This window comes from Roseibium sp. 10G30-5 (assembly GCF_055809635.1).
This window is the reverse complement of the sequence record NZ_CM147918.1, coordinates 2,005,422-2,023,365: the sequence shown is the minus strand read 5'-3', so window position 1 is coordinate 2,023,365 and position 17,944 is coordinate 2,005,422. Positions and strand designations below refer to the sequence as shown.

14 protein-coding genes and 5 pseudogenes are annotated in these 17,944 nt (G+C 57.2%); 11 read left to right on the top strand and 8 right to left on the bottom strand.

Features of this window, described 5'->3' with window-relative positions; translation table 11 throughout:
- The first annotated feature begins 2 nt into the window (after positions 1–2).
- From dapF to ftsY, 3 genes and pseudogenes are all read left to right on the top strand, one after another.
- Positions 3–923 carry a diaminopimelate epimerase gene (gene dapF / locus AC0L7U_RS10295; protein ID WP_473690441.1) on the top strand — a complete coding sequence of 307 codons (921 nt, stop codon included), beginning with the start codon at positions 3–5 and terminating at the stop codon, positions 921–923.
- Positions 920–2,189 (top strand): annotated as a pseudogene (gene mtaB, locus AC0L7U_RS10290) (tRNA (N(6)-L-threonylcarbamoyladenosine(37)-C(2))-methylthiotransferase MtaB). Before dapF ends, mtaB begins: the two are co-directional and overlap by 4 nt.
- A gap of 44 nt (positions 2,190–2,233) precedes the next feature.
- The gene (gene ftsY / locus AC0L7U_RS10285) at positions 2,234–3,700 is read left to right on the top strand and encodes a signal recognition particle-docking protein FtsY (RefSeq protein ID WP_473690439.1); all 1,467 of its coding nucleotides are present in this window, start codon (positions 2,234–2,236) and stop codon (positions 3,698–3,700) included.
- Between the two features lie 22 nt (positions 3,701–3,722).
- Here the strand turns inward: ftsY and AC0L7U_RS10280 are convergent.
- Positions 3,723–4,149: pseudogene (locus AC0L7U_RS10280) on the bottom strand (cupin domain-containing protein).
- A 78-nt stretch (positions 4,150–4,227) separates the two neighbouring features.
- Entirely contained in the window at positions 4,228–5,010 is a 783-nt protein-coding gene (gene gloB, locus AC0L7U_RS10275) for a hydroxyacylglutathione hydrolase (RefSeq protein ID WP_473690437.1), read from the bottom strand.
- Positions 5,011–5,144: 134 nt separating this feature from the next.
- Here gloB and AC0L7U_RS10270 point away from each other — a divergent pair, with 134 nt between their 5' ends.
- Positions 5,145–5,648 (top strand): methyltransferase domain-containing protein, encoded by a 504-nt coding sequence (locus AC0L7U_RS10270; RefSeq protein WP_473690436.1) that lies wholly within the window; start codon positions 5,145–5,147, stop codon positions 5,646–5,648.
- Complete coding sequence (locus AC0L7U_RS10265) at positions 5,629–5,928, top strand: hypothetical protein (RefSeq protein WP_473690434.1); 300 nt, start codon at positions 5,629–5,631, stop codon at positions 5,926–5,928. Before AC0L7U_RS10270 ends, AC0L7U_RS10265 begins: the two co-directional genes overlap by 20 nt.
- On the opposite strand, the gene metW is transcribed toward AC0L7U_RS10265, so the two are convergent.
- Both metW and metX read right to left on the bottom strand, forming a co-directional pair.
- A complete protein-coding gene (metW, locus tag AC0L7U_RS10260) occupies positions 5,912–6,553 on the bottom strand; it encodes a methionine biosynthesis protein MetW (RefSeq protein WP_473690432.1) in 642 nt (213 codons plus the stop codon). The genes AC0L7U_RS10265 and metW overlap by 17 nt on opposite strands.
- Position 6,554: 1 nt before the next feature.
- A complete protein-coding gene (gene metX, locus AC0L7U_RS10255; protein ID WP_473690430.1) occupies positions 6,555–7,751 on the bottom strand; it encodes a homoserine O-acetyltransferase MetX in 1,197 nt (398 codons plus the stop codon).
- 469 nt (positions 7,752–8,220) lie between these two features.
- Here metX and hisC point away from each other — a divergent pair.
- Positions 8,221–9,349: pseudogene (gene hisC, locus AC0L7U_RS10250) on the top strand (histidinol-phosphate transaminase).
- Between the two features lie 19 nt (positions 9,350–9,368).
- Positions 9,369–10,295 carry a prephenate/arogenate dehydrogenase family protein gene (locus AC0L7U_RS10245; protein WP_473690428.1) on the top strand — a complete coding sequence of 309 codons (927 nt, stop codon included), beginning with the start codon at positions 9,369–9,371 and terminating at the stop codon, positions 10,293–10,295.
- A 75-nt stretch (positions 10,296–10,370) separates the two neighbouring features.
- Here AC0L7U_RS10245 and AC0L7U_RS10240 read toward each other — a convergent pair whose 3' ends face one another.
- The gene (locus AC0L7U_RS10240; protein WP_473690426.1) at positions 10,371–11,276 is read right to left on the bottom strand and encodes a polyprenyl synthetase family protein; all 906 of its coding nucleotides are present in this window, start codon (positions 11,274–11,276) and stop codon (positions 10,371–10,373) included.
- Positions 11,277–11,475: 199 nt separating this feature from the next.
- On the opposite strand from AC0L7U_RS10240, the pseudogene AC0L7U_RS10235 reads away from it, so the two are divergent.
- The 4 genes and pseudogenes from AC0L7U_RS10235 to AC0L7U_RS10220 all read left to right on the top strand — a co-directional run bounded on the left by AC0L7U_RS10235 (position 11,476) and on the right by AC0L7U_RS10220 (position 14,740).
- Positions 11,476–12,767, top strand: a pseudogene (locus AC0L7U_RS10235) (class I SAM-dependent methyltransferase).
- Between the two features lie 293 nt (positions 12,768–13,060).
- Complete coding sequence (gene mtgA / locus AC0L7U_RS10230; protein ID WP_473690424.1) at positions 13,061–13,765, top strand: monofunctional biosynthetic peptidoglycan transglycosylase; 705 nt, start codon at positions 13,061–13,063, stop codon at positions 13,763–13,765.
- A 169-nt stretch (positions 13,766–13,934) separates the two neighbouring features.
- Entirely contained in the window at positions 13,935–14,120 is a 186-nt protein-coding gene (rpmF, locus tag AC0L7U_RS10225; protein WP_473690422.1) for a 50S ribosomal protein L32, read from the top strand.
- A 208-nt stretch (positions 14,121–14,328) separates the two neighbouring features.
- A pseudogene (locus AC0L7U_RS10220) lies at positions 14,329–14,740 on the top strand (hypothetical protein).
- Between the two features lie 122 nt (positions 14,741–14,862).
- On the opposite strand, the gene AC0L7U_RS10215 reads toward AC0L7U_RS10220, so the two are convergent.
- From AC0L7U_RS10215 to AC0L7U_RS10205, 3 genes are all read right to left on the bottom strand, one after another.
- Positions 14,863–15,513 (bottom strand): septation protein A, encoded by a 651-nt coding sequence (locus tag AC0L7U_RS10215; RefSeq protein WP_473690420.1) that lies wholly within the window; start codon positions 15,511–15,513, stop codon positions 14,863–14,865.
- Positions 15,514–15,668: 155 nt separating this feature from the next.
- Entirely contained in the window at positions 15,669–16,397 is a 729-nt protein-coding gene (gene phbB / locus AC0L7U_RS10210; RefSeq protein WP_473690418.1) for an acetoacetyl-CoA reductase, read from the bottom strand.
- 159 nt (positions 16,398–16,556) lie between these two features.
- Positions 16,557–17,738, bottom strand: a complete 1,182-nt coding sequence (locus AC0L7U_RS10205; RefSeq protein ID WP_473690416.1) for an acetyl-CoA C-acetyltransferase — start codon at positions 17,736–17,738, stop codon at positions 16,557–16,559.
- Between the last annotated feature and the right edge of the window lie 206 nt (positions 17,739–17,944).

The following is a 17,944-nucleotide window of genomic DNA, read 5'->3' as shown; positions in this document are numbered from 1 at the left end:
CGATGCGGCGTCCTTTTTTGAAGATGAATGGCCTTGGCAATGACTTTGTGGTCTGGGATGCGCGCGTCGATGCGTTGTCGCTGAAGCCGGATGCCATTGCTTCGCTTGGCGATCGCGAACAGGGCATCGGTTTCGATCAGATGATCACCGTTGAGCGCTCGCCTTATGGCGCGGAGGCTTTCATGCGCATTCACAACCGGGATGGGTCGCAGGTGGATGCTTGCGGCAATGCCACGCGCTGTGTTGGTCGGTTGCTGCTGGAAGAAACCGGCAAGCAAGCCGTGACCATTCAGACCAATGCCGGGTTGTTGCATGCGTTTGCCAACGAAGATCCGCGTACGGTCACGGTCGACATGGGTGTACCTCGTGTGCGCTGGGATGAAATACCGCTGGCTGAAGAATTTGCCGACACGCGCGCCATCGAATTGCAGATCGGTCCGATTGACGATCCGATCCTGCATACACCAGCCGTTGTCAACATGGGTAACCCTCATGCGATTTTCTGGGTCAAGGACATCGAAGCCTATGATCTGGCGCGGGTTGGCCCCTTGCTGGAACTGCATCCGGTTTTCCCGGAAGCTGCGAATATCTCTCTGGCTCAGATCATTGGCGACGATGAAATTCGGGTGAAGGTATGGGAACGCGGCGTCGGCTTGACACAAGCCTGCGGTACGGCTGCCTGTGCTGTTGCCGTTGCTGCGGCGCGTGACAGCAAGGCCGGGCGCATCTCGACCATTCATCTGCCGGGCGGAGCGCTCAAGATTGAATGGCGCGAAAGCGACGATCATGTGCTGATGACCGGTGGGACACAGGTTGAGTTTGAAGGAGAGGTCGAGCTGGACACGCTGGCCTGGACACGCACCGAGCCAGGGGATCCACTGGAGAGTACCGAGGGCACCACGGAACTGGGGGCATCTGCATGAGCGTTGATGTTTTAACCTTTGGCTGCCGTCTGAACGCCTATGAATCCGAAGTGATGAAGCGCGAAGCGGAATCCGCCGGGCTTGAAAATGCCATTCTGATCAACACCTGCGCCGTTACCAATGAGGCCGTGCGGCAGGCGCGGCAGGCGGTGCGTAAGGCGCGCCGTGACAACCCGGCAAGCCGGATCATCGTCACCGGCTGCGCGGCCCAGACCGAGGCCTCGACGTTTTCCGAGATGGAAGAAGTCGATCTGGTGCTTGGCAACACGGAGAAGCTGGAGCGTAAATCCTACGAGCCAGGTGGCCGCTTTCGGGATTGAAGAGAGCGAGAAGGTTCGCGTCAACGACATCATGAGTGTCGAAGAGACCGCAGGCCACCTGATCGATGGCCTGGAGGGCCGGGCTCGTGCCTTCGTTCAGGTTCAAAACGGCTGTGATCACCGCTGCACATTTTGCATTATTCCCTATGGTCGGGGCAACTCACGCTCGGTGCCAATGGGTGTTGTGATCGATCAGATCAAGCGTCTGGTCGACAATGGCTACAATGAAATCGTGCTGACCGGCGTTGACATCACCTCTTATGGCGCGGATCTCCCCGGCACGCCGAAGCTTGGCACGTTGACGGCGAAAATCCTGAAAATGGTGCCTGATCTGAAGCGCCTGCGTTTGTCATCCATCGATTCCATCGAAGCAGACGACGATCTGATGCGGGTGATTGCAGAGGATGAACGGCTGATGCCACATTTTCACCTGTCGTTGCAGGCGGGCGATGACATGATCCTGAAGCGGATGAAGCGCCGTCACCTGCGTGCCGACACGATCCGCTTTTGCGAGGATGTGCGTCGTATGCGCCCGGATGTGGTGTTCGGAGCGGATATTATCGCTGGCTTTCCGACTGAAACGGAAGAGATGTTCCAGAACTCGCTGCGCATCGTTGATGAATGCGGCCTGACACATCTGCACGTCTTCCCGTTTTCGGCTCGCCCCGGCACGCCAGCCGCGCGGATGCCACAGCTGGACCGCGGGCTGGTCAAAGAGCGCGGCGCCCGACTGCGCGCCAAGGGAGAAGAGGTTCTCACCGCGCATCTGGCAGGTGAAGTCGGCAACGTCCGGCCTATCCTGATCGAAAAGCAGGGTCTGGGACGGACTGAGCAATTTACCCAGACGGAAATTGCAGGCGGCGAACCGGGCGAGATTATTCAGGTTCTCATCACGGGGCACACAGGGCGACATCTTCTTGGAGATGTTGTGACGAACCAAGCCTGAGCAAGGCACTCTATTTTCCCGTATAAGGGCGACAAGGCAGTTTCATGAGCGATAAAAAGCGCGGGTTCTTCGGACGTCTCTTTGGTGGCAAGGAGGCCGACGGCGAGCAGGAGACCGAGACACGGGGTCTCGAGCAGACCGAAGGTGAGCCGTCAACGGATGCGCCGGTCATTGATACGCCGGCGGCTGATGAACCGTCTGTGGTGGATGAAATCCAGGCTGCCCACGAGACCTCGCAGGACGATGGCGGCGAGAAGGGGGAGCCCTTTAAGGTTCCGCCAGACGTCGCCGTTGAGGAGCCTGACGCCTATGAAGAGGCGGAAGAGGAAGAAGAAAAAGACAAGTCGGAGCGCAAAGCAACAGAGACCGACGAGCAGGAAGAGGAACGCAAGGCGGAGGTTAGCGCTTCTGCTGCGACGGTCGCTCCGGTGTTGGGTGATGAACCTGCCGCCGTGACTGAGCCGGTCGAACCGGTGCCGTCGACGCAGCCGGTTATTCCAGACTCTTCGCTTCTTGCGCCGGAGACCGACCGTCTTGATGATGCCGTTGTTTCGGTTCCTGCATTTGCGCCGGAAACGGTGGACGCGACGCCGCGTCTGAGCTGGTTTCAGCGGCTCAGGGCTGGTCTGTCCCGCTCGTCTTCCGCGCTAACGGATGGAATCTCGTCGATCTTCACCAAGCGCAAGCTGGATGCTTCCATGGTGGAGGATCTGGAAGACGTGCTTATTCAGGCCGACCTGGGCCTCGATACAGCGGTGGCTATCACTGATCGCGTTTCGAAAGGTCGGTATGACAAGGAAATTGCCCCGGAAGAAGTGCGCGCCATTTTGTCTGAAGAAGTTGAGCGGGTTTTGCAGCCCGTTGCTCTGCCGCTTGATCTCGACAAAGGGCACAAGCCGCATGTCGTTTTGATGGTTGGTGTGAATGGCACGGGCAAGACAACGACAATTGGCAAGCTGTCTCAGAAACTGGCGCGTGAAGGCAAGTCTGTCATGTTGGCGGCGGGCGATACATTTCGTGCCGCAGCCGTTGAGCAGCTCAAGATCTGGGGCGACCGTACGGGCGCGCATGTCGTTTCGCGACCAACCGGTGCCGATGCGGCGGGTCTTGCCTTCGACGCAATGAAAGAAGCCAAGGAAAAGGGCGTTGACGTGCTTCTCATTGATACGGCAGGGAGGTTGCAGAACCGTGCCGAATTGATGGACGAGTTGGAAAAGGTCATTCGCGTGATCAAGAAGCATGATCCGGATGCACCGCATGATGTGCTTTTGACACTGGATGCGACCACGGGACAGAACGCGCTTAATCAGGTTGAGATTTTCGGGCGTGTTGCTGGCGTCACGGGCCTGGTGATGACCAAGCTGGATGGCACGGCGCGGGGTGGCATTCTTGTGGCGATTGCAGCCAAGTATAATCTACCAGTGCATTTTATCGGCGTTGGCGAAGGCGTTGAGGATCTTGAGCCTTTCTCAGCCAAGGATTTCGCCGACGCGATTGCCGGGCGCGCTTGACGCCTTATTCACAGACTGCCGTTCAGGCTCCCGGCTCCCAATCAGTCGGGGCCATTTCGAACCCTGCAAACTCGAAAGCAGGCGCAACGGTGCAGCCCACCAGCGTCCAGTCGCCAAGGCTTTTGGCCTGTTGCCAGCCGTGCCGGGGCACGATGGCTTGCGGGCGGTCTCCGGATGCAAGATTGGACCCCAGACGAAGCGCCTGAGCCGATGTGCCGTCTTCGCTGATGGACAATTCCAGCGGCGCGCCTGCATACCAATGCCAAGGCTTCGACTGCATCCACACGGTGCCAGCGCGAGGTGACCCCGCCGGGCAGCAGGAAATAGATGATCGTCGAGTGGGCGCGCCCACTCGCATCTGTCGCACTGTCGCGGAACGTTTCCCGAAAGAACCCACCCTCCGGGTGTGGAGCCAGGTCGAGGCGATGGATCACGTCATCCGCGCTCATGGGGACCGGCATTGCCGTGGTCCCCGTTGAAGGGTGGGTCTCTGTCATTGGTTGAGCCTCAGAAGAAAGTGCGGTCGGTTAAGCATTGTCCTTGCGCTTGCGGAGTTCTGCAAAGACATCCGCGTCGGATTTATCGTTCATCCCGAGTGCGGCCTTGACGGAGGTTTCACTGGCGCGGAGAAACGGATTGGTCGCCAGCTCTTGCTTCATTGTAGTGGGCAGTGTCGGCTTGCCATCGGCTCGCAGGACATCAACCTCTTCGGCCCGCTGTTTCAGTGCTTCATTATCCGGCTCGATGGTGAGAGCGAACTTGATATTGGCCTGCGTATATTCGTGGCCGCAGTAAATCGTTGTGTCGTCAGGGAGCTGCTCTTTCAGATCATTCAGCGAGGCCCACATCATTTCGGCATCACCTTCCAAAAGACGACCGCAGCCAGCGGAAAACAGGCAGTCCCCGGTATGGGCTATTTTCAGCTCTTTGAGATACCAGCTGATATGGTCGACCGTGTGGCCCGGTGTGTAAAGTGCTCTGGCTTCCACTTCGCCCAGAAGGACGGAATCGTCTCCCTCGACAAAGCTGTCGAGTGTCGCGATTTTCTGGCGGTCGCGTGCCGGTCCGATCACGGTTGCACCGGTGCGCGTCTTGAGGTCGGCCAGCCCGCCGATATGATCATGATGATGGTGCGTCACCAGAATATGCGTTAGCTTCCAGCCTGTCTCTTCCAGAACCGCAAGATAGGGAGACGCTTCGGGCACGTCGATGGCGATGGTGGTGTCCGTGTCTTTCATATGGATGAGAAGACCGAAGTTGTCGGAGAGACAGGTGAAGTGACGGACTTCGAAGTTTTCGGCTGTCGGCATGTGTCTTTCCTTTGGATTCCCGGCAAATGCAAAATGCGGTGAAGGTGACAGGGGGGCAGTGCGCAGGCACTATGTCTGACCGTGCTCAACATAGGGATGACAAATGGATCCCGCCAGCGTGAAGCGGATTTTGCATGTATCTTGACGTTGCCGATTTGCGAACGTTTTACGATCTGCCGCTCGGACGGCTGATGCGGGTTCTCGTTGGCGGACGGGTGCGCACCCTATGGCCTGATATCAAAGGTGAAAGCCTGCTCGGGTTTGGCTATGCCGGGCCTTTCATGCGGCCTTACATGGGCAATGCCGAGCGCTGTATCGCCGCAATGCCCGCGCAGCAGGGTGCTGTCGGCTGGCCGCGCGAGCGCGACAATGCGGCGACGCTGGTACAGGATACGCAGCTGCCGTTTTCGGATTCCTTTTTCGACCGCGTGATCGTGGTGCATGCATTGGAGCATACGGCGGATTCGCGTGCGTTGCTGGAGGAACTCTGGCGGGTTTTGACGCCGGCACGGACGGATGATCGTCATCGTGCCAAACCGGCGCGGGCTTTGGGCGCAATCGGAAATTTCACCCTTTGGCTATGGGCGGCCCTATTCCGGGTCGCAGTTACGAGCCGTTTTGCGCAGTGCCTCTTTTGAGGTTACCGCTCAGGACGATGCGCTGTTTCTGCCACCGCTGCATCGCAATTTCATTCTTGGGTCGGCCCGAACCTGGGAAGGGGTGGGGCGCCGTCTGTGGCCTGCCTTCAGCGGACTGCTGCTGGTGGAGGCAGAAAAGAAGCTGTTTCGGGGCATTCCGGCCAAGGATGAGAAAAAAGGCCTGAGGGTTCTGCGGCCTCTGTTCGTTCCAGAAGGTGCACCAACGGCTGGCATCAAGCCTTACCGTGCGGCAAAGGTCCGGATCAAGACGCGCGTTTGAGCACGAAAACCGCTTGCTCGGCCAAGAGATTCCAGATCGCCAGGGGAGCCGGGAACGCGATCTTGTCGCCAGAGGCGGTCAGCGGGAAAAACTCAGCGATGTCCGCATTTTTCTGATGGCAGAGTTGCATGAAATCTCGCAGCGAACAGAAATGAATGTTGGGCGTATCGTACCATTCATAGGCCAGATATTTGGTCACGGGCATGCGGCCGCGCATCAAAAGCTGTGCCCGGTTGCGCCAATGCGCGAAGTTCGGGATCGAGATGATTACTGTCTTGCCGATGCGCACGAGTTGGCCCAACACCTTGTCCGGCTCTCGTGTCGCCTGCAATGTCTGGCTCATGATGACCACGTCGAAAGCCTGCTCGGGATAGTCTGCCAGATCCGTGTCGGCATTGCCTTGGATCACCGAGAGACCACGTGCGACGCATTTGTTCACGCCTGCCTGGGAGAGTTCAATGCCGCGACCGTCGACGCCACGGGTTTCGGCTAAGAGGCCGAGCAGTGCTCCGTCACCGCAGCCGATGTCCAATACGCGAGAGCCTTCCGGTACAAGCTGCGCCATGACGTGGTGATCACCGCGCAGAGCCGTGCCGCTGAAATTCAGATTGACGTCAGTGGTCATGTCAGACGCTCCCTCCCGGACCGGGAATACCGCGCGCGATGGCGGCTCCGGTCATGAAACCGCGAATGGTGGAGAACATTTCCGGTACGTTCAACAAGAAAGCATCATGGCCGCGATCGCTTTCCACTTCGACAAAGGACACGTTGGCTGCTGCCGCGTTCAGGGCCTTGACCACAAGGCGGCTCTCACTGGTGGGAAACAGCCAGTCAGACGTAAAGGACATGATACAGAAGCGGGTTTTGGTTCCCTGAAAGGCCAGTGGCAGTGAGCCATGTTCCTTGCCGAGGTCAAAATAATCCATGGCGCGTGTGACATACAGATAAGAGTTGGCATCGAAGCGGTCGACAAAGGTCATGCCCTGATGGCGCAAGTAGCTCTCGACCTGAAAATCTGCATCGAAGCCGAACGTCAGGTCGCTGCGGTCTTGCAGCTTGCGGCCAAATTTATGCTGCAAGGATTCGTCCGACATATAGGTGATATGTGCAGTCATGCGGGCAACGGCCAGACCCTTGGTGGGGCGTAACTCCTGAGCAATATAGTCGCCATTGACCCAGTGCGGATCAGCCATGATTGCCTGACGGCCAACTTCATGGAAGGCAATGTTCTGCGATGAGTGTCGCGCGCCGGTGGCAATCGGCACGGCTGCAAAAACACGCTCAGGATAGGTAACTGCCCATTGCAGCACTTGCATGCCGCCCATGGAGCCGCCGACAACGGCAAACAGCGTGTCGATGCCAAAGTGATCCACTAGCTTGGCTTGCGCACGCACCATGTCACGGATCGTCACAACTGGCATTTCAAGGCCGTAATAGTGACCTGTTTCCGGATTGATCGTGGCTGGCCCTGTCGTGCCCTGACAGCCCCCCAGAACATTGGCGCAGATGACAAAATACTGATCCGTATCAATCGGACGCCCGGGGCCAACCATCAAGGACCACCAACCGGTTTTGCCGGTGATGGGGTTTATCGAGGCGACATACTGATCGCCGGTCAGCGCGTGGCATACCAGAATGGCATTGCTTTTGTCGGCATTCAGTTCGCCATACGTTTCGTAGGCGATCTGCCAGCTGGTCAGCGTCTGGCCACAGTCAAGCTCAAGCGGGGTTTCTGGTCCAAAGGTCGCGAGCTTGCTGCTGGGGCGGTTGGCCTCCTGAAGGGGAATTGCGCTGGATGGGGTCACGGAGGGGGCATCTGCCATGGGCTTTGGTCTTTTGTCTCTTGTGGGCTACACCCTTGCAGGTCAATCTTTCGCGCGCGTAACCACTGCGATCCTGTGTTTTTGGTACGATCTGTTGGCACTGGCTCTTCGACCTAGTGAAGACTTGGGACTGGTGTCAATCTTTCTTTTCATTCTGAACCTGCGATAGAAGGCTCTCTCACGCGGCAGCCTCCCTGCGATCGCAAAAGTTCAGGCGGTGGATGCGTCGGTGGAACGGGTCTGTATCGGGCGGTCGGCAAGTGGAAATGGTTGCCAGACGGCTGATTTTGGTGCACGAAACCGAACCGCCTTTCGTTCGTCAAAAGGGTGGGGTCTCCCGGTCGGGAACGCTTGCGCAGGATTGCTCTCCGGTTTGGAAAATCGTGATTGCGCGCGCCCGGAATGTGCGAAGGCAAGAGAGATGGTGCAGCCATGCCTGTGGGATGGCCTGCGGTTTGGAGCCTGAAGAATGAGTGAAGTTCAAGCAAATGATGCAGCCGATTTGGCTGTGGTGCGTCCGCAGCCAAGAGCCGGTGTGCTGGATATTGCCGCTTATGTGCCTTGGGAAATCTTCCGGTGCGGGAGGTGTTACGCGCTTCAAGCTGTCGTCTAATGAAACGCCGCTTGGTGCCAGCCCAAAGGCTATTGCCGCTGTTGCCAGTGCCTTGCAGGCGCTTGAACTTTACCCCGATCCTTCGGCTTCGAAACTGCGTGGGGCAATTGCCGAGGTCTATGGCCTCAATCCGGACCGCATCGTCTGCGGTGCGGGGTCGGATGAAATCTTGTCGCTGCTGGCGCAAGCCTATCTGGGGCCTGAGGACGAGGCGATCTATAGTGAGCATGGCTTTCTGATGTATGACATCGCGATCCGTGCGGCAGGGGCAACGCCGGTCATTGCGCCTGAGAAAAACCTCACCACCGATGTCGATGCTATTCTGGAGCGAGTGACCGCGCGCACCAGAATCGTCTTTCTGGCCAATCCGAACAACCCCACCGGCACCTATCTGCCGTTTGACGAAGTGCGGCGTTTGCATGCAGGACTGCCCAAGCATGTACTGCTTGTTCTGGATGCGGCGTATGCGGAATATGTGCGCAAGAACGACTATGAAAGTGGTGTCGAGTTGGCCGGGTCGTCCGATAATGTCGTCATGGCCCGTACCTTCTCCAAGATCTACGGTCTGGCCAACCTGCGGGTCGGCTGGTGTTTTGGTCCGGCGCATGTCATTGACATTCTCAATCGTGTCCGTGGCCCTTTCAATGTTTCAGGCGTTGGCATTGCTGCGGCTGTTGAGGCTGTCCAGGACCGGAGCTTTACGGAAAAGGCCATTGATCACAACGATCAGTGGTTGCCGTGGGTGACCGGCGAATTGGAAAAGCTTGGTCTGACGGTCACGCCCAGCGTATGTAATTTCATTCTTATCCATTTCCCGGACGATCCGGGCAAGTCTGCGTCGGAAGCGGATGCGTTCTTGCTGGAGCGTGGATGTGTCTTGCGTCAGGTCGGCAATTATGGTCTGCCGAATGCGCTGCGCATGTCCATCGGCTCGCAAGAGGCGAATGAGACGGTCGTCTCGCTCCTGCGCGAATTTCTAGCTTGAGGAAAGTTTTGTTGATCTCATGAAAGACCCGCTTTTTGAACGCCTGACCCTCATTGGGATCGGGCTTATCGGATCGTCTCTTGCTCGCGTTGTGCGCGAGCGTGGGCTTGCCAAGGAAATTGTCGTCTCCACCCGCTCTCCTGACACGCTGAAGCGTGCCGAAGAGCTTGAGCTGGCGGACCGATATTATCTTGACGCAGGCGAGGCGGTTGAAGGAGCGGATCTTGTTATTCTGTGTGTGCCGGTTGGTGCCAACGGGGCGGTCGCAGAACAGATTTCAGCGCATTTGCGTCCCGGTGCCATTTTGTCCGACGTGGGCTCCACCAAGGGTTCTGTCATCGCACAAGTTCGTCCGCATGTGCCGGACGGGGTTCACTTCATTCCCGGACACCCGATTGCCGGAACGGAGCAATCCGGTCCGGATGCCGGTTTCGCCACGTTGTTTGACAATCGCTGGTGCATTCTGACTCCGGAAGAAGGGGCTTGTGATGAAGCTGCGCTCAAGACCTTCACGCGCTTCTGGGAAGAGGCCGGGGCGAATGTCGATCTGATGGATGCAGATCATCACGATAAGGTTTTGGCGATTGTGTCGCATCTGCCGCACCTGATTGCCTACAACATTGTGGGCACGGCCGATGATCTTGAAATGGTGACACAGTCCGAAGTCATCAAATATTCTGCCTCGGGCTTTCGTGACTTTACCCGACTGGCTGCTTCGGACCCAACGATGTGGCGGGATGTGTGTCTGAACAACAAGGATGCCATTCTGGAAATGCTGGCGCGTTTCTCGGAAGATCTGTCGGCCTTGCAGCGGGCAATTCGTTGGGGCGACGGCGAGCAGCTGTTCGATCTCTTCACGCGCACGCGCAGTATTCGCCGCTCCATTGTGGCAGCGGGGCAGGAAACCGATGCCCCGGACTTCGGACGTGGTCGAACGCACCGCTAAAAATCCGGGTTTCTTGCCGGGATAGCCGAGTTCAGGCGGTGGCGCGGCATCTGGTAGCGCCGCCGCCTTTTGTCTTTAGCGGTCGCGCTGAACGATATAGTCCGCGATGTCCATAAGCGTCTGTGCCTTCGCACCATAGGGGGCGAGCAGTGCGCGGGCTTCTGCCAGCAGGTTGTTCAGTTCGGTGTGGGTGGTTTCAACGCCCAGCAGCCTCACCAGAGTTGCCTTGCCCGCGTCAGCATCCTTGCCGGTTGCCTTGCCAAGCGCTTCCGGGGTTGAAAACACATCCAGAAGATCGTCGGCGAGCTGGAAGGCCAAACCGATGACCTCGCCGAAACGGGTCATGGTATTCAGATCCTGTGGGGATGTATTGCCAACCAAAGCTCCGGCACGACAGGCATAGCGCAACAGTGCGCCTGTTTTCATGGATTGCAGTTTTCTGATTTCAGGTTCGCTGCGGGCACGGTTTTCAGATTCAAGATCCAGCATCTGTCCGCCTGCCATGCCGCCGATCCCGGCAGCGCGTGCGAGGTCGCGCGACAGGGTCAGCCGTACTTCGGCGCTGTTGTGAACTTCCGGCGCAGCAATCACGTCGAAAGCCAGCGTGAGCAGAGCGTCACCGGCCAGAATGGCGGTCGCTTCGTCATACGCCTTATGCACGGTCGGCTGGCCACGGCGCAGGTCGTCGTCATCCATTGCAGGCAGATCGTCATGGACCAGCGAATAGCAATGGATCAGCTCCAGTGCGGCCCCAGCTTGCACAACACCATCGTCGGTGCGCCCGAACAAGGCCGCTGTTTCATGAAGCAGCACGGGTCGCAGACGTTTTCCGCCGCCTAACGCTGCATGCCGCATGGCCTGCAAGAGGCGCTCGGGGCGAGCCTGCTCTCCCTCTTCCAGGGCGCTGTCAAGCAATCGGGTCAGCGCCGCTTCGGTGCGATTTGCTTGATCTTTCAGACGGGTCTCAAAAGGAGAATTCACGGTGGCCTCAATTTTCAGGAGGGGTCAAAGGCGGTCACGCCTCTGATTCTCCAATATTTTGTGCAGGTGCGGTGTTGAGGGTGGTACCGAAAAACCTCACCTCGTCAAGTGGTGATGCAACGTCACACGAATTTGAAGGTTCATATTGATAAATGTGCTGACAATATTTTAACATATTCAAAAATAAGGAGCAGTCCAGATGAGTACACTTTCTCGCCTCTTATCAAACAGCGTGAAAAACGGGAAGTTGCGACTATACGACGCAGACGGAACATTTTCCGAATTCGGGACGGGTTTGAATGGCCCAACCGTGACCATTCGAGTTCATGACAGTGCGTTGCACCGTAAGATTCTCTTCAATCCTGAGTTGGCCGTTGCCGAGGCCTATATGGACGGAACGCTGACTTTGGAAGAAGGCTCAACGTGCGTTGACTTTATCGAGCTTTTCTTCATCAATCCGGCGCCGCTGGGATTGGCTAAACTGCAGGAACAGTTGGGGCGCATCTTTGACAAGATCGGCGGTCTCAACGAAAAGTTCGCTGTCTCCAAGACGAAGCAGCAGGTTCAACATCACTATGACCTGTCGACCGAGCTTTATCGTCTGTTTCTCGATGAAGGCCTGAATTACAGCTGTGCGTATTACAAGTCGCCAGACTACACCCTAGAGCAGGCACAAGACGCCAAGCTTGACCACATCGTGGCCAAGCTCGATCTGAAACCCGGCATGCGTGTTCTTGAAATTGGTGGTGGCTGGGGATCTCTTGCAATTCGCATGGGTGAGGCGGGGGCCGATGTGACCTCGCTTAATGTTTCCGGTGAGCAGATTGCCATCGCAGAAAAGCGGGTTGCGGAAAAAGGTCTCCAGGATCGCGTCCGGTTCGTGGCGCAGGACTACCGCGAGTTCAAGGGCGAGTTTGATCGGGTTGTGTCTGTCGGCATGATGGAACACGTTGGCCAACGCAGCCTGAAACCTACTTCGGCAAGGTCCGGGAATGTCTGACACCGGACGGCTTTGCCATGATCCATTCGATCGTGCGTATGTCGCCTCCCGGCATGACCGGCCCCTTTGTGCTGAAATACATCTTCCCGGGTGGGTATTGTCCATCGCTGTCGGAAACCTTCCGTGCCATCGAGAACTAGGACCTGTGGAGCGCCGACTGCGAAATGCTGCGGTTGCACTACTACTACACGATCCGCGACTGGCGCCTGCGGTTTGAAGCGCAATGGGATAAAGCGGCCAAGCTTTATGACGAGCGCTTCTGCCGCATGTGGGAGTTCTACCTCGCCGGTGTGGAAATGACCTTCCTGCACGGCGTTATGATGGTGGCTCAGGTCATGCTGGCGCGCACACGTGATGCCGTTCCGTTGACGCGTGATTTTATTACCGACAACGAGCGCGTCATTCGTGGTGACAAGGATGATGCCATCGCCAATGCGCTTGAGGAAAAGGCGTTCACGCAGCGGCCTGAACACGAAGAAGCTGCTGAATAAGTCTGCTTCCATTTTGTGCCGCGCCGTCAGGTCAGATTTCTTGTCTGGGTTGACGACGCGGTGAAACTTTCTGGTCTCTGTGACGTTAACGTTTCAGGGGCAGGTGTGTTTCGTGTTGATGATCATCATGCCAGACGTTTGATGACGGGCTAAATCTCATTTCCATGGCGGGCTTTGCAGGTTTTGTCGTTGCCGTCATTTGTCCTTTGTCTCCTGCTGGATGAAAACAACTTATCGGAAACGGAACACTGCATGCTTCACGGGGAGCGGGCCGTAAAAACCGCAATCGCAACATGAAGACGAGGTTCGACTGGATATTCCCCGGGCGACTGAGGGTTTATGCTCTGCGGTTTCTTCTTGCTCTGGTTGTGCTGCCGATCTGTCTCACCATCATTTATGCCATTGTGCCACCGGTCAGCACCTTGATGTTGGTGCGTTATGTACAATTGCAGCCGGTGGATCGGCATTGGCGGTCTATCGATGATATTTCGCCAAACCTCATAAAATCCGTCATTACCTCGGAAGACAGCGGCTTTTGTCAGCATGATGGTGTGGCCTGGGACGCGCTGGGCCGCCAAATTGACGTGCTGGTGAAGGATGATGGCCGTCCGCGCGGGGCCAGTACGCTGACCATGCAGGTGGCCAAGAACCTGTTTCTGTGGGATGGGCGCAGTTATATGCGCAAGGTTCTGGAATTGCCGTTGGCGCTGCTGATTGATGCGGTTCTGACCAAGCGCCGGATCATGGAGATCTATCTTAATATTGCGGAGTGGGGCCCGGATGGTGTGTTTGGGGCGGAAGCTGCGGCGAAGCACTGGTTCAAACGGCCTGCCAAAGACCTGACGCGACTTCAGTCATCGCGGCTTGCGACCTCTTTGCCCAATCCGATTGAGCGTAATCCAACAAAACCCACAGCCAATCAGCGCAGTTTGACGCGCACGAATATGGCGAGGGTCCGCGGCGCGGGGCCGATTTTCAAGTGTGTTATCAATCCTTGACGCAGCCGATTTTTATCTCTAGGAGGTGGGGTCAAGAAAATTCACCCCTTGGGCTGGCAAAAGCTGTGCGTTGCCTGTATAACGCCGCCCATTCAAACATGCTGCGTGATGCCACGCCCCGGGCTATCCCGGTCCGGGCCGCGCGACATATGACCACGGAGAATACAAAATGGCCGTTCCGAAGAGAAAAACCTCGCGCATGAAGCGCGGTTTTCGCCGTTCTGCGGACGCCCTGAAACAGCCGACTTACGTTGAAGACAAGGATTCGGGCGAACTGCGTCGTCCGCATCACGTTGATCTGAAGACCGGCATGTACCGGGGCCGTCAAATCCTGACCCCGAAAGAAGACGTTTGAGGTCAGGTCGCCGTTAGGCACTCAGATCAAGGCCAATCCGAAAGGGTTGGCCTTTTTCTTTGTCTGCTGTGTGATTTCGACGCCTTTCCGCAGAAACGGCCGGGGGCGAGGAAACGGACTGCGATGCAACGGGTTTACGGGTAGAGTGATTTTTTCGCAGCCGTCTCCGTCCCGCGTGGGGGCTGTCTGTTTGTCTGAGGATACTTCCATGAGAGTTTTTGCTGCCCTGCCGCTCACCGTGATCCCGTTTCTGATCTACAATGCACTTGCACTTCTGGGGGGATCCGACGCGTCGTTTCAGAGTGAATTGTTCACGTTGCCGATGGTCTCTGGCGCAGTCTTCGAGCTTAAGCTGGCGGATCTGGTGATCACTTTTGCGCTGTTACTGCTGTTCTTTGAGATCCTCAAGGCAACGCGCATCGGCTCGGCAGCCTTGACGGATCATATCCTGTCAGTGCTGGTTTTCGTGCTTTACCTGTGTTGAGTTTCTGGTGTGGCCTGCGGCCGCAACGTCGCTGTTTTTCGTCCTGATGGCGATTTCACTGATCGACGTGATCGCAGGATTCTCGATTTCCATCACCGGTGCGCGTCGTGATGTGTCGTTCGGGCATGGTGATTGAGGAAAACGTGGGGGCCGAGAGACACACTGCTGCAAAGAAAACCGCGCGTGACAGGCTTTTTGAGCCACCTGCCGCGCGCGGATGTTTTCAAGATTTAGATCTTTTCTGACGATAGGGGGGCATCAACCCTCTTGGTTGTCTGGAGTTTCATCGTTCAGAGCATGGCGTTGGATGAGCGGCAACTGAGACAGGGTGAAGACGATGGTGATCGGCATGATGCCGAAGACCTTGAAGTTGACCCAGGTATCAGTCGAGAAATTGCGCCAGACAACTTCGTTCAGGATGGCGAGAACGAAGAAGAAGATGCCCCAGCGCAACGTCAAAATGCGCCAACCTTCTTCCGTCAGGCTGAAGGCGCTATCGAAGACGTAGCCCAGAAATGATTTGCCGAACAGAAGACCGCCTAGAAGTGTTCCACCGAACAGGCAATTGACGATGGTTGGCTTCAGCTTAATGAAGATGTCGTCGTGCAGCCACAGGGTCAGGGCGCCGAAGATCAGCACGACAACGCCTGTCACCAGCGGCATGACGGGCAGGCGTCGTGTCAGCCACAGTGACACTGCCAGCGACAAGGCAATGGCCACCATAAAAGCGGCCGTCGCCATGAAGATCGGCTTGCCGAGAACGGCGAGGGCTGGAAACAGGTCGGCGATCTGTTCGCCACGAGCGTTGAACAGGAAGAAGACGCCCAGAGGGCCCAGTTCAAGCACCAGCTTCATCACGGGGGAGAGCTCGGCTCTGGCGGGGTCGTTCGGATCTCGTTCGAATTCCATCAGCGTCCTACTCCGATTGCACAGGGGCAGAGGCATTGCGCCTCTTCTCGGAGATAGAGGCCCTTCCCCTGCAAGGTCAAGTGAAGCTTTGCAAGGAAAGGGTGTTTCGCAGGCTCATCACGCTGAATATTTTCATCAAATCAGCGGGCGTCGAATCAGCCATTGGCGATGTATTGGCCGCCGTTCATGGTCATGACCGCGCCCGTCATAAAGGCTGCGGCATCGGACGCCAGGAACACGACGCTCTCGGCGACTTCCTCCGGCTTGCCAAGACGGCGCATGGGAATATCTTCGACAATGGACTGCAGAACCTTTTCCGGCATCACTGCAACCATTTCGGTATTGATGTAGCCTGGGCAGATCGCATTGACGGTGATGCCCTTGAAGGCACTTTCCTGTGCCAGCGCCTTGGTAAAACCGATGACGCCCGCCTTGGCGGCGGAGTAGTTGGCTTGACCGAACTGGCCTTTCTGTCCGTTGATCGACGAGATGTTAATGATCCGACCGCTGCCTCGGCTACGCATTCCTCCAAGAACCGGCTGGGTCATGGTGAACATCGAATCCAGATTGGTCGACATCACTTCGCGCCACTGATCGAATGTCATCTTGTGAAACATGGAATCGCGGGTGATCCCGGCATTGTTGACCAGCACCTCTACCGGACCCAAGTCTCTTTCGACGGAGGCTATGCCGTCTGCGCAGTCGTCCGGATCAGACACGTCCCATTTGTAAACGTGGATGCCGGTTTCCTCATGGAAGGCCTCAGCCTTTTCCTGATTGCCTGCATAGGTTGCGGCCACTGCATATCCTGCATCTTGCAGGGCGATGGAGATTGCCCGCCCAATGCCGCGCGTTCCCCCCGTTACAAGAGCTACCTTCGCCATACTATCCTCCCAAAACTGAACTGACCTTTCCCTGGATTGCTCCGGGGTTTGTAATATTTGTCGGAAGGACGCCGTGGTTTTCACACGGCGCCGCACGTCTTCACGTGGAGCAGATTATCTTTGAAGATGCCTTGGTCCACATGCGTTGGCTGCGGGGCATTAACGCTCCAGGCACATGGCAACGCCCATGCCACCGCCGATGCACAGTGTGGCGAGGCCTTTCTTCGCGTCGCGACGGCCCATTTCATGCAGCAGGGTCGTGAGAATGCGGGCACCCGATGCACCGATGGGGTGGCCGATGGCAATGGCACCGCCATTGACGTTGACGATGTCGGTGTTCCAACCCAGGTCCTTGTTCACGGCGCAAGCCTGCGCGGCAAAAGCTTCATTGGCCTCGATGAGATCGAGGTCGTTGACAGTCCAGCCTGCTTTTTCGAGCGCCTTGCGTGAGGCCGGAATTGGCCCGGACCCCATGACGGCGGGGTCGACACCGGCGGTCGCCCAGGAGGCGATGCGGGCCAGTGGCTTGAGACCGCGCTTTTCGGCTTCTTCTGCGGTCATGACAAGGATGGCCGCAGCGCCGTCGTTGATGCCCGAGGCGTTGCCCGCGGTTACGGAGCCTTCCTTGTTGAAGGCGGGACGCAGTTTGGCAAGGCTTTCAAGCGTTGCGCCGTGGCGGATGTATTCGTCTTCGGAGACGATGGTATCCCCCTTGCGTCCCTTGATGGTCACAGGAACGATTTCGTCCTTGAATTTGCCAGCTTTCTGGGCGCTCTCGGCTTTGTTCTGAGAGGCGACAGCGAAGGTATCCTGCTGGTCGCGGTTGATCTCCCACTTGTCGGCGACGTTCTCAGCAGTCTGGCCCATGTGATAGCCGTTGAAGGCATCCCAGAGACCATCCTTGATCATCGTGTCGATCATCTTGAAGTCGCCCATCTTGTAGCCGGAGCGCATATGCGCGCAATGCGGCGAGAGCGACATGTTTTCCTGACCGCCAGCCATCATGATGGTGGCGTCGCCGCACATGATCTGCTGGGCGGCAATGGCCACGGTGCGCAGGCCGGAGCCGCACACCTGGTTCAGCGTCCATGCGGTTGTGTTTTCGGAAAGTCCGGCGGCAATGCTTGCCTGCCGCGCCGGGTTCTGCCCTTGACCGGCTGTGAGAACCTGGCCGAAGACGACTTCATCAACCTCGGACCCGGAAACGCCTGTCTGCTCCAGAACGGCCTTCATGACCGTCGCGCCCAAATCATGCGCGGCGACACTTGCCAGACTTCCGTTGAAGCTGCCAACGGCGGTTCTGAGGGCACTGACGATGACAATATCTTTTGAATTACTCATCATAGACTCCGACTGCTTTCCTCCAGCAAGATCCTCTCAAATCCAGCCACCTGTTCAGTAACCATTAAGCATCCTGCATTTGAAACTAGAGCGGTTGCGAAAGGTGAAGTCAACCGCATTGCATTGATCCGCTTTCTGGTCCAGCGGCCTGAAAGTGAATCTGGCGATCGAATGTGTTCAAAAAGATCTTTGTTGTCCGCGTGGTA

Bases quoted from the DNA above. Each gene is read 5' to 3' on its own strand.
- rpmF (WP_473690422.1), top strand. From the start codon at position 13,935: ATGGCCGTTCCGAAGAGAAAAACCTCGCGCATGAAGCGCGGTTTTCGC.
- ftsY (WP_473690439.1), top strand. From the start codon at position 2,234: ATGAGCGATAAAAAGCGCGGGTTCTTCGGACGTCTCTTTGGTGGCAAG.
- gloB (WP_473690437.1), bottom strand. From the start codon at position 5,010: ATGCCGACAGCCGAAAACTTCGAAGTCCGTCACTTCACCTGTCTCTCC.
- AC0L7U_RS10270 (WP_473690436.1), top strand. From the start codon at position 5,145: ATGTATCTTGACGTTGCCGATTTGCGAACGTTTTACGATCTGCCGCTC.
- AC0L7U_RS10205 (WP_473690416.1), bottom strand. From the start codon at position 17,738: ATGAGTAATTCAAAAGATATTGTCATCGTCAGTGCCCTCAGAACCGCC.
- metX (WP_473690430.1), bottom strand. From the start codon at position 7,751: ATGGCAGATGCCCCCTCCGTGACCCCATCCAGCGCAATTCCCCTTCAG.
- metW (WP_473690432.1), bottom strand. From the start codon at position 6,553: ATGACCACTGACGTCAATCTGAATTTCAGCGGCACGGCTCTGCGCGGT.
- phbB (WP_473690418.1), bottom strand. From the start codon at position 16,397: ATGGCGAAGGTAGCTCTTGTAACGGGGGGAACGCGCGGCATTGGGCGG.
- AC0L7U_RS10215 (WP_473690420.1), bottom strand. From the start codon at position 15,513: ATGGAATTCGAACGAGATCCGAACGACCCCGCCAGAGCCGAGCTCTCC.
- AC0L7U_RS10245 (WP_473690428.1), top strand. From the start codon at position 9,369: ATGAAAGACCCGCTTTTTGAACGCCTGACCCTCATTGGGATCGGGCTT.
- mtgA (WP_473690424.1), top strand. From the start codon at position 13,061: ATGAAGACGAGGTTCGACTGGATATTCCCCGGGCGACTGAGGGTTTAT.
- dapF (WP_473690441.1), top strand. From the start codon at position 3: ATGCGGCGTCCTTTTTTGAAGATGAATGGCCTTGGCAATGACTTTGTG.